Source organism: Paraburkholderia sabiae (genome assembly GCF_030412785.1).
In the GTDB taxonomy this organism is placed as follows: Bacteria; Pseudomonadota; Gammaproteobacteria; order Burkholderiales; family Burkholderiaceae; genus Paraburkholderia; species Paraburkholderia sabiae.
This window is the reverse complement of the sequence record NZ_CP125295.1, coordinates 3,504,810-3,516,200: the sequence shown is the minus strand read 5'-3', so window position 1 is coordinate 3,516,200 and position 11,391 is coordinate 3,504,810. Positions and strand designations below refer to the sequence as shown.

Sequence of the window (11,391 nt, the reverse complement as noted above, 5' to 3'; positions counted from 1 at the left end):
ATCGAATGAAATCCACTCCCGATCTGCTGGCGCTTGCCGCGCGTTTCGCGCAATTGCCCGACACGCAGCGCAAGCTGTTCATCACGAAGCTCGCCGAAGCTGGCATCGACTTCCGCATGCTGCCGATTCCCGCGCGCGCGGACCGCTCGTCGGCAGTGCCCGCGTCGTTCGCACAGACGCGGCTTTGGCTGCATGCGCGCATGATCGACGAACCGGCGGCGTATCACGTCACGAGCCGGTTGCGGCTCGACGGCGAACTGAACCGCGCGGTGCTGCGTCACGCATTCGATGCGTTGATCGCGCGTCACGAAGCATTGCGCACGACGTTCGCGGAATCCGCCGACGGCGGCGTCGAGCAGATCGTGCATGCGCCGTCGCGCTGCCCGTGGCGCTTCACGGATCTGTCGCGCGCAGCGAAAGCGGACCGCGAACGCATCGCGGCTGACGTCGCGGTGAAAGACGAAGAGCAGCCTTTCGATCTCGCCAGTGACGCACTCGTGCGCGTGCACCTGATCGCGCTGAACGACACGACGCACTGGCTCGTGCTGACGATGCATCACGTCGTCTCGGACGGCTGGTCGATCGACGTGTTGCTCGACGAACTGGCGGCGTTTTATCGCGCGTACGCAAACGGCGAGACGGTCGCGCTCGCGCCGTTGCCCGTGCAATACGCGGATTTCTCGCTGTGGCAGCGGCGCTGGCTCGATGCGGGCGAGGCCGGGCGACAGCTTCAATTCTGGCGCGAGCAGGTGAACGCCGATGCAGGCGTGATCGCATTGCCCGGCAGCGGCGCGCGTCCGATGCAGCGCAGCGCGCGCGGTGGCCGCCATTACTTCACGATCGATGCGCAGGCCGCGCAGCGCGTGCGTGCGCTCGCGCAGGCGCGTCGCGCGACGCCGTTCGCCGTGTTGCTCGCTGCCCTGCACGCGTTGCTCGCGCGAGCGAGCGGCGAGACGCATATCCAGATTGGCGTGCCCGCTGCGAACCGCGAACGTGCGGAAACGGCGGGCTTGATCGGCTTCTTCGTGAATACGCTGGTGGTCGGCGCACGCGTCGATATGCGCAAGCCATTCGATGCGTTGATTGACGACGTGCAGCGTGCACTCGTCGACGGTCAATCGCATCAGGACGTGCCGTTCGAGCAGATCGTCGAAGCGCTCGGCGTGCCGCGTAGCGCGAGCCATCATCCGCTGTTTCAGGTCATGGCGTCATACGCGGCGGGGCGCGTGGTGCCCGCATTCGACGGCGTGCGCGTCACCGATCTGCCGTTCGGCGCACCGTATGCGAAGTTCGACCTGACACTGGGTTTCGAGGAGCGCGAAGACGGCGCGCTCGATGCAGCGTTCGTCTACTCGGCCGATCTGTTCAACGCACAGGCGGTGCAGCGAATCGCGGACCAGTATGCGCAGTTGCTCGACAGCGCGCTCGCTTCGTCGCAAGTGCCTGTCGGCGATCTCGACTGGTTGACGGAAGAAGAATGCGCACAGATCGACGCATGGAACAGCTACGAAACTGACGGTGCACCCTTCGTGCCGGTGCACGTGAAGCTGGCGGAACACGCGCAAAAGAAGCCTGATGTAAGCGCGGTGATGGACGCCGACATGACGCTCACGCGCGCCGAACTCGATGCACGCGCCGCGCGTCTCGCGGCTCGCATGATGACGGCGGGCGTCGGCGCGGAAGTGCGGGTCGGGATTGCAGTTGGGCGCTCGACGGATCTGTTCGTCGGTCTGCTCGCCATTCTCAAGTCGGGCGGCGCGTTCGTGCCGCTCGATCCGACGCATCCGCGCGAACGTCTCGCGCATATCGTCGACGACGCGTCGATCGAGCATGTCGTCACCGAACGACGTCACGTGCCGAAGCTGCCGCTGCGTCACGGCACGCGCGTGTGGTTGATCGATGCGGAAGACGATGCGGCGCAAGAAGACATCGCGTATAGCGCACCGTCGATTGCGCCGACTCAGGCCGCGTATCTGATCTACACATCGGGTTCGACGGGCAAACCGAAAGGGGTCGTCGTCGATCATGCGTCGATCGCGATGCACTGCGAGGCAATCGTCACGCGCTACGGCATGCGCGAGAAGGACCGCGTGCTGCATTTCATGTCGATCAATTTCGACGGTGCGCACGAATGCTGGCTCGCGCCGTTGTCGGCAGGCGTCGATATTCGCATCACCGACGACGCGCTCTGGCCGCCCGCGCAAACATGCGAAACGCTCGCGAGCGAACGGATCACGATTGCTGCGTTCCCGCCGAGCTACGCATTGCAAATGGCTGAGTGGGCCCGCGCGCATGGCGCGCCGCGTTCGCTGCGCTCGCTGACGGTGGGCGGCGAAGCGACCTCGCGTGAAGCTTTCTCGGCGCTGCGGCAGGCGTTTCCCGATGTGCGCGTCGTCAACGGATATGGTCCGACGGAGACGGTCATCACGCCGTTGCTATGGATGATCGACGCGCACGAAGACGCGACCGATATCGCCGATGCCGCGTATCTGCCCATCGGCACACCTGTCGGCGAGCGCACCGCGCATGTGCTCGATGCGAATCTGCGGCCGTTGCCGATCGGCGTGACGGGCGAACTGTATCTGGGCGGCACTGGCGTTGCGCGCGGCTATCACGCACGCGCTGCGCTGACGGCCGAACGCTTCATGCCCGATCCGTTCGGCGCGCCGGGCGCGCGGCTGTATCGCACGGGCGATCTCGTGCGGCGTCGCGCGAATGGCGTGCTGGAGTTCGTGGGGCGCATCGATCATCAGGTGAAGGTGCGCGGTTTGCGAATCGAGCTTGGCGAAATCGAAGCGCGTCTGATGGCACATGACGATGTGCGCGACGCCGTGGCCGTCGTGCGAGGCAGCGGCGTGGATGCGGCGCTCGCGGCGTATGTCGAGTTGAATGAAGAGGCGAGCAAGCGCAGTAAGCGCGTGGATGGCGATGCGCTCGCGGACCATCTGCGTCGCGCGTTGCCGGACTATATGGTGCCGCCGCACATCGTCGTGCTCGATGCGTTGCCGCGCAATGCGAACCGCAAGATCGACCGCGCGGCGTTGCCTGCGCCGGTGCGCGTCGAGCGCGCGTTCGATGCGCCCGCGCCCGGTATCGAAACGGCGCTCGCGAAGATCTGGTGCGACGTGCTTCGCGTCGAGCGTGTGGGCCGCGCCGATCATTTCTTCGAACTGGGCGGCCATTCGCTTGCAGCCGTGAGCGTGGCGACGCGGGTCAGCGAACGTCTCTCGCACGATGTTGCCGTGCGCACATTGTTCGAGGCGCCGACGCTCGCTGCGTACGCGCAGCGCGTCGCGGAGTCGCCGCGCGCTACTGTGCGCGAGAGCTCGCGCCATACGCAGGAAGAGAACGATGTCAAAGATCTCGCACTGAGCGACGCGCAGCGTGCGCTGTGGTTCTTGTGGCGCGCGCAGCCGGACAGCGCCGCTTACAACATTCCCGTCGCGCTGCGTCTGCGTGGCGTGCTGAACGTGAGCGCACTGCAAAGCGCATTCGATCATGCGGCATGCAAGCATCCCGCATTGCGTGCGCGTCTCGTGTCGACGGAAGGCGCTGCGGAACCACGTCAGATGATCGACGATCACCAGCGCGTGACGCTGGCCGTCGTCGACGTGCGCGAACTCGCTTCCACGGACGAGCGGATTGCAGCGGCGACGCGTCTGACGGACGAGGACGCGCTCACGCCGTTCGATCTCGCCAAAGCGCCGTTGTGGCGCGCGCGTCTGATCCGTCTCGCCGACGATGATCACGTACTGTCGATTGTCATTCATCACATCGTCGCGGATGGTCAGTCGATCGACGTGTGGCTCAACGATGTGCAGAGCGCTTATCTTGCGAGCGCGACGGGCAAGCCGTTGAACACGTCGCCGATGAAGCCCGCATTCGCTGCGCGCACGCAAGTCAAACCAGCCGACCTGCACTTCTGGCGCAACGCGTTGCGCGATGTCGAGGCGCTGCGTTTGCCGCAACCTTCGCAGGCGCGTCCCGTTTCGCCTGACTGGAGTGCGGGCCGCATTGCATTCGAACTGGACGCACATTCGATCGAACGCGCGAAGGCGCTGGCCGTCTCTACGCAAGCTACCTTGCCGATGCTGCTGCACGCGGTCCTGAACGTTGCGCTTGCGCGTCAGATCGGCACGCTCGATCAGGCCGTCGGCGTCCTTGCATCGACTCGCGACCGCGATACCGACGACGTGATTGGTCTGTTCATCAATGCGGTCGTCGTGCGCACGGTGATGCGCGAATCGGCTTCGCCGCGCGACGTCATCGACGCGGTACGCGAAGCTGCGCTGGGCGCGTATGCGCATGTGGCCGCGCCGTTCGCGCAGGTTGTCGATTCGGTGAGCGCGTCGCGAACAGCTAACGGCAATCCGCTGTTTCAGGTGATGTTCAACTACTTGCGTCCGGCGCAAAGCGATAGCCGCGAGTGGCACGGCATCGAAGTCGACGAGTTCAATGACGTGCGTCATCGCGTCGTGTTCGATCTCGAACTCGATATCGTCGAGCATCCCGATGGCCGTGTGACGGGTGCGTTTTCGTATGGACGCGAACTCGTCGATGGTGCATTCGTCGAGCGTCTGTGCGCCGATTATCTGGCCGCTGTCACGCGTTTTATTGACGCGCCGGATGAAGCGATTGTCATTTCGGGCGACACGCACAGTCCGGATCGCATCAAGACAAATAGCGCGACTCGCGCACCGTCGCCGCGTGCCGCGCAACTCACGCAGACGCTGGCACGCATATGGGCTCATACATTCGACGGCGAAGCGCCCGGCATCGACGACAACGTATTCGAAGCAGGCGCGACCTCGTTCGACGTGGTGCGTTTCGTCGATGCCGCGAATGCGGCAGGGTACGGCATCACGATCGACGACGTGTTCGTTCATCAAACGCTGGCGGACCTTGCGGGCGCGCTCGCGCAACGACTCGACGCGAACATCGAACGCGAAGCACGCGAAACGGCTACGGAGGTGCGCGATGCACGCTGATTTCACACGGGACGATATGAACATGCTCAAGCAGCCGTCGCTGGCGGCGTATCTGGAGGGCGATGCGATCACGGTCGCGGAGGATGGCCGCGCGGAAGGCATCGTGTTGCATGCACGCTGGACGCGCGAAGACGGGATGCACATCGTCGAATGGTGCAAGGGCATTTCGCCGCTCGGACAACGTCGCGCGATATTGGCCGCGTTGCGCGCGGCGTTCGGCGCGAGTCGCGACAGCAAGAGCATTGCACTCGATATTGGCAAGCTGCAGCGTGATGCACTCGATGCACTGCGTTACAGCGGCGTGCTGACGTTGCAAAACGTCTGCATGCGCGACGCGTGGGCGCAGCAGCCGGATTTGTGGCTCACGCGCGCTGCATCGGCGCCCGTCGCGGCGCTCTCTTATGCGATGACGGATGGCGCGCGGCATCCGCGGCGCGCGCCTTATGTCGACGGCGTCGTTTATGCGCGTGATGTGCAGGAGTTCGGGCATCGCTTCACGTTGCGTACGGCGTCCGTCGCGCAAGACCTCGAGCATCTGCACGCGTGGATGAACGAGCCGCGCGTCAACGCTTTCTGGGGCGAAGCGGGGACGCTCGACGCGCATCGCGCGTATCTCGAACGCGTGTTGTCGACGCCGCATATGCATCCGTTAATCGGCGCATTCGACGGCGAGCCGTTCGGTTACTTCGAGGCTTATTGGGCGAAGGAAGACCGCATTGCGCCGTTCGCAGCATCGACGGATTTCGAGCGCGGCTTGCACATGCTCGTCGGCGATACGCGCTGGCGCGGTGCGGCGTGTGTTGCGGCATGGCTGCCGTCGCTCGTGCATTACCTCTTTCTCGATGATCCGCGCACGCAGGCGGTGGTCTGCGAGCCGCGTCACGACAACGTTCGCATGATCGACTTCCTGAAACAGCATGGCTTTTCGAGCATCGCGCATTTCGATTTTCCACACAAACGGGCGCTGCTGATGCGTGTCATCCGCGAAGCGTTCTTCGACGGCAGGCATCTGTGATGTCGCGTCGCGTTTCGTATCGCCCCCACAACGTACGTCGCCATTGGTAGAAGGGAGACATTTGATGACTCAATTGATGAATCAACGGGAACACATTCACGATCTGATCGGCGTCGGCTTCGGGCCGTCGAATCTCGCGCTGGCCGTGCGCCTCGCGGAGAACGGCAGTGCGCCGGCCGCGCACTGCTTTATCGAACGGCAGCCGGAATTCGGCTGGCATCGCGGCATGCTGCTCGACGACAGCCGCATGCAGATTTCTTTTCTCAAGGATCTCGTCACGCTGCGCGATCCGAAGAGCCGCTTCACGTTCATCAACTATCTGTTCGAGCGTGGCCGTCTGCAGGATTTCGTCAATCTGAAGAACTTCTATCCGACGCGTATCGAGTTTCATGATTACCTGCGCTGGGTGGCAAGTGCATTTGACGATCAGGTGCATTACGGCGAATCGGTGACGAAGATCGAACCCGTGGCCGACGCGAACGATGCGCGCACCGTCGCGCATCTGCGTGTGCATTCGCGCGATGCGCAAGGCAAGGAACGTCATCGCCTGACGCGCGCGTTGTCCGTCGGCATGGGCGGCGTGCCGCAGATTCCCGCTGCATTCGAGGCGTTGCGCGATGCCGCCGTGATTCACTCGTCGAGCTATCTCACGTCGATTGGCGATCTCGTCGGCGACGGAACGCGCGAGATGGCGCAGCGCAAACGTGTTGCCGTCGTCGGCAGCGGTCAGAGCGCAGCCGAAGTATTCATTGATCTGACGCGCCGCTTCCCGCACGTCGACGCAACCTTGATGATGCGCGCGCCCGCGTTGAAGCCCGCCGACGACAGTCCGTTCGTCAATGAGATTTTCAATCCGTCGTTCACGGATCTCATCTATTCGCAGCCTAAAGACGCGCGCCGTTCGTTGCTCGATACGTTCCGCGACACGAACTATTCGGTAGTCGATCGCCCGTTGATCGAACAGATCTTCGAACTGCTCTACGTGCAGAACGTGAGCGGCGCATCGCGGCATCGTCTGTTGAACAACTGCGCGATCGAATCCGTGCGCGAGGTGCAAGCCGTTGACGGCAACGAAATCGAAATGCGTGTGCGCGACCGCATGGATGGCGATGCAGCGGTGGAACGCTTCGATGTCGTGGTGCTGGCGACGGGCTATCGGCGCGATGCGCATCACACGCTGCTCGATCCGCTTGCGGAAGCATTGGGCAAACCCGTCGAGCAATGCGAAGTCGCGCGCGACTATCTGCTCGCGACGCCCGCGCATTTTCAGCCACGCATCTATCTGCAAGGCTGCTGCGAAGACAGCCATGGCTTGAGCGACACGCTGCTTTCGGTGCTCGCGCGCCGTGCAGACGAGATCGCCGGCTCGCTCGAAGCGGGCAATAACGACAACAGTTTTGCAGTGCAAGCGCAGACAGGGGCGCAAACCGGGGTGAGCGGCGGCCGCATGGCATTCGCTCTTTGACAACAACAAGCGGCGCGATGCGCTGCATGAAAACTTTCCGAGGTATTAGATGGAGTGGGTCAAAGGCACGCAACGGCGTGCCATTGCTGCGGCAGCCAGCATGACTTTCTTCGCTGCGGCGACGGGTTACGCTCAGGCACAACAGTCGCCGGATAATCAGAACAGCGCGCAGGGCAATGCTCAATCGAACGCAACAACGGATCACGCAACGGGTACGACACTACCCGCCGTGAAAGTGCAAGGCGCAGCGGCGGGCGATACGGAAGGCTTCGTCGCGCATCGCACGTCGACGGCGACGAAGACGGATACGCCGCTCGATGAAGTGCCGCAGACGGTGAACGTCGTTACCGCCGCGCAGATCGAAGACCAGGGCGCGACGTCGATCAATCAGGCGCTGCGTTATGTGCCGGGCTTTTCGTCGTATGGCGCGAGTACGCGCTCCGACTGGTACACGGCCATTCGCGGCTTTACGCCGAGCGTGTTCGTCGATGGGCTGCAAGTGCCCAATACGCTGAATCTGGCGAGCTGGCGTGTCGATCCGTATCAGGTCGAAAGCATCACGGTGTTGCGTGGACCGACATCCGTGCTATACGGTCAAGGCGATCCCGGTTCGCTCGTCGATATCCAGACGAAGCAGCCGACAGCCGAACGTATCCGCGAAATCGAGTTGCAGATCGGCACCGATGCGCGCAAGCAGATCGGCATCGACCTCGGCGGCAAGATCGACAAGGAAGGCACGCTGACGTATCGCTTCGTCGGCGTGGGACGCGACGGCAACATGCCGACAGGTCCGAACGCGGATCAACGCCTGATGCTCGCGCCGTCGATCAAATGGCAACCCACGGCCGATACCGCGTTGACGCTTTACGCCACGTATCTGCGCGATAACTCTGATGTGTCAGATAACTTCCTGCCCGCATCCGGCACGATACTGCCGAACCCGAACGGCGTGATTTCGAACGACCTCTATACGGGCGACGGCAACTTCGCGCGTTACGACAAGCGGCAATGGTCGGTCGGCTACAACTTCGAGCATCACTTCAATCCGGTGTGGACGTTCCGTCAGAACACGCGCTATATGCATCTGTCGCTGAACAACTCGACGGTGTATGGCGGCGGTCTCGATCCCACCGATCCGACGGAAGCGTCGCTCACGCGCTATGCGGGTCTGTTCCAGCCGAACTATTCGCGCTTCGACATCGACAATCAGGCGCAAGCGAAATTTCGCACTGGGTCGATCGATCATACGGTGCTGGTCGGGTTCGAGTACAACCGGCAACTGTCGACGGATAGCGAACAGCTCGCGCTTGCGCCGAGTCTGAACATGTTCAACCCCGTCTACATTCCGGTGACGTCGGACATCTTCTCGGGACCGAATTCGTTCGGCTATAGCGATACGAAAACGAAGCTCGACAGCTACGGCGTCTATGCGCAGGACCAGATCAAGCTGACGCCGCGCATCGTCTTCACGATTGGCGGCCGCGAAGACTGGAGCCGCAATACGACGACGGATACTGTCGCGAACACAGAGCACAGGCAGAACGATCACGCGTTCACGTATCGCGTGGGCGCCGTGTATCTGGGCGATTACGGGCTGTCGCCGTATATCAGCTATGCGACGTCGTTCAATCCCGTCATTGGCGTCAATCCCGATGGCACGCCGTTTGAGCCGACCAAGGGCAAGCAGATCGAACTCGGCTTGCGCTGGCAGCCGTTCAACAAGAACCTGATGTTGAACGCCGCGATCTATCAGATCAACCAGACCAACGTCACGACGCCCGATCCGAACGATCCAACGGGCACATTCAGCGTGCAGACGGGCGAGGTGCGTTCGCGCGGCATCGAGTTCAGTGCCGTCGGCAACGTGACGCGCGACCTGAGCATCATCGCGTCGTATGCGTATCAGGACGTGAAGAACATCAAGGCCAACGACGATTCGCTGAACAAGTGGCCGGTGGCGATTCCGTTGCCGCGTCAGACGGCTTCGCTATGGGCGGACTGGACGTGGCATACGGGACCGCTGACGGGCCTCGGTTTCGGCGGCGGTTTGCGTTACACGAGCTATAGCGCGGGTGCGTCGGACAACTCGCTGCATGTGCCCGGCTATACCGTGTACGACGCGGCCGTGCACTATGACATCAGCAAATGGCGCTTCGCGGTCAACGCGACGAACATTTTCAACCGCCGCTATGTGACGGGTTGCCAGAGTGCGTTCGCGTGTTTCTACGGCAACCAGCGCACGGTGCTGGCGACAGCGCGCTACGACTGGTAAGCGCATCGGTTATCGAATCATCTGCATCATTTGAGGAAAGGAAGACAAGCATGAACGCTCGCGTGGCCTTTGAGGAACTCGTTCCGACGCCCGACGGTTTTGCACTGACGGCGTGGCCGCGCGATGCGGCGCCCGAGCAGTTGTTGCCCGCGCTCGCGGAGGTTTTTTGCCGCGATGCGAAGCGGCAGCAGGTGTCGCTGAACGTGCCGTTCGAACTCGACGATCACGCAGCACAGGCGTTCGTCACGCGCGCGATTCGCGAGGGCATCGTCGACACGGCGGCACGCGAAGGCTCGACGCTACGGCTCACGACTTCGCGCGCGACCTTCTGGCAGCAACCGTCGTTGTGGCTCGCCGCGCCTTCTTCGGCGGGCACGCCGGTGCGCTACACACTGCATCACAATCGGCGGCATCCCGTGCGAGCACCGAAGCCCGAGGGCGTCGTGTATCGGCGTTTCATGCCGACTGTCGGCATGACGTTCAGCTTGCGCACGGTGAATGTGGAGCGCGACACCGACATCTTTCACTATTGGCAGAACCTCGATCGCGTCGCGCACTTCTGGGACTTCAAGGGCACGCGCGAGCAGCATGCGGCGTATCTGACCGAGCAATGCGCGGATCCGCATGTGCATCCGCTGATCGGCTGTTTCGACGATGTGCCGTTCGCGTACTTCGAGGTGTACTGGGCGAAAGAGGACCGCATTGCGCCGTTCTACGATGCCGGCGATTTCGATCGCGGCCTGCATCTGCTCGTCGGTAACAGCGACTACCAAAGCACAGGAAAATTGCGCGCATGGTTCAACGGCATCCTGCACTACATGTTTATCGACGATCCGCGCACGCAACGCCTGGTCGGCGAGCCGCGCATCGATCACACGCGTCATATTGCGTGGATGCATCGGCTGGGCGCTTATACGCTGAAGGAGTTCGACTTTCCGCACAAGCGCGCGGCGCTCGTTATCGTCGAACGCGAAACGTATTTCGGGCAGTTCGGGCCATGAAGCTAGCGACGCGCGCCGTCAAAATCAAACCTGCACTGACGGAATGTTCTTCATGCAGCGCAGCGCGAACATCGAGCGGCTGTGACGAATGCCGGAGATCTTGTAGAGCTTTTCGCGCAGGAACCGCTCATAACCCGCCGTGCCGTCGACCGCGACCTTGATCAGATAGTCGTACTCGCCCGACACGAGATACGCCTCGAGTACTTCGGGCAGCGTCGCGAGTTCGTCGCCGAAGCGCGCCAGTGCGTCGTCGTCGTGCCGGTCGAGCGTGACTTCGATCAGCACGACATCCGCAAAGCCGAGCTTTTGCTGATCGAGCAACGCGACGTATCCACGGATATAGCCGTCGGTTTCCAGTTGGCGCGTGCGATTCCAGCACGCAGTCGTCGACATGCCGACGAGTTCGGCGAGTTCCGCATTCGACAGCCGGGCGTTCTTTTGCAACGCGCGCATGATCGCGCGATCCTGGTTGTCCAATGGACGATTGCGTGCTTGCATGATGTTCGGCAGAAGAATGTTCAGGTGTTTCTGATTTTACATGGACATTATTCCGTTTTGTGCCGGTCTTGATACGCAATCAGAAACCCTGTTCCGGGCATTGACCGGTATATTCTTCACCATGCTTCCTTGCCCGGAACGAACGGCGGATT

General features: G+C 62.4%; 6 protein-coding genes. 5 read left to right on the top strand and 1 reads right to left on the bottom strand.

Annotated features, from left to right (window positions below):
• Positions 1-5: 5 nt before the first annotated feature.
• The 5 genes from QEN71_RS15795 (at position 6) to QEN71_RS15775 (ending at position 10,741) form a co-directional block, all read left to right on the top strand.
• Positions 6-4,988 carry a non-ribosomal peptide synthetase gene (locus QEN71_RS15795; RefSeq protein ID WP_201648571.1) on the top strand — a complete coding sequence of 1,661 codons (4,983 nt, stop codon included), beginning with the start codon at positions 6-8 and terminating at the stop codon, positions 4,986-4,988.
• Positions 4,978-6,003, top strand: a complete 1,026-nt coding sequence (locus QEN71_RS15790) for a GNAT family N-acetyltransferase (RefSeq protein ID WP_201648572.1) — start codon at positions 4,978-4,980, stop codon at positions 6,001-6,003. Before QEN71_RS15795 ends, QEN71_RS15790 begins: the two co-directional genes overlap by 11 nt.
• Before the next feature lie 64 nt (positions 6,004-6,067).
• Complete coding sequence (locus QEN71_RS15785; protein WP_233471690.1) at positions 6,068-7,468, top strand: lysine N(6)-hydroxylase/L-ornithine N(5)-oxygenase family protein; 1,401 nt, start codon at positions 6,068-6,070, stop codon at positions 7,466-7,468.
• A gap of 49 nt (positions 7,469-7,517) precedes the next feature.
• Entirely contained in the window at positions 7,518-9,740 is a 2,223-nt protein-coding gene (locus tag QEN71_RS15780; protein WP_201648573.1) for a TonB-dependent siderophore receptor, read from the top strand.
• 50 nt (positions 9,741-9,790) lie between these two features.
• Positions 9,791-10,741 (top strand): GNAT family N-acetyltransferase, encoded by a 951-nt coding sequence (locus QEN71_RS15775; protein ID WP_201648574.1) that lies wholly within the window; start codon positions 9,791-9,793, stop codon positions 10,739-10,741.
• 24 nt (positions 10,742-10,765) lie between these two features.
• Here QEN71_RS15775 and QEN71_RS15770 read toward each other — a convergent pair whose 3' ends face one another.
• Positions 10,766-11,239: an Lrp/AsnC family transcriptional regulator gene (locus tag QEN71_RS15770; protein ID WP_201648575.1), complete on the bottom strand. Its 474-nt coding sequence runs from the start codon at positions 11,237-11,239 to the stop codon at positions 10,766-10,768.
• Positions 11,240-11,391 lie beyond the last annotated feature (152 nt).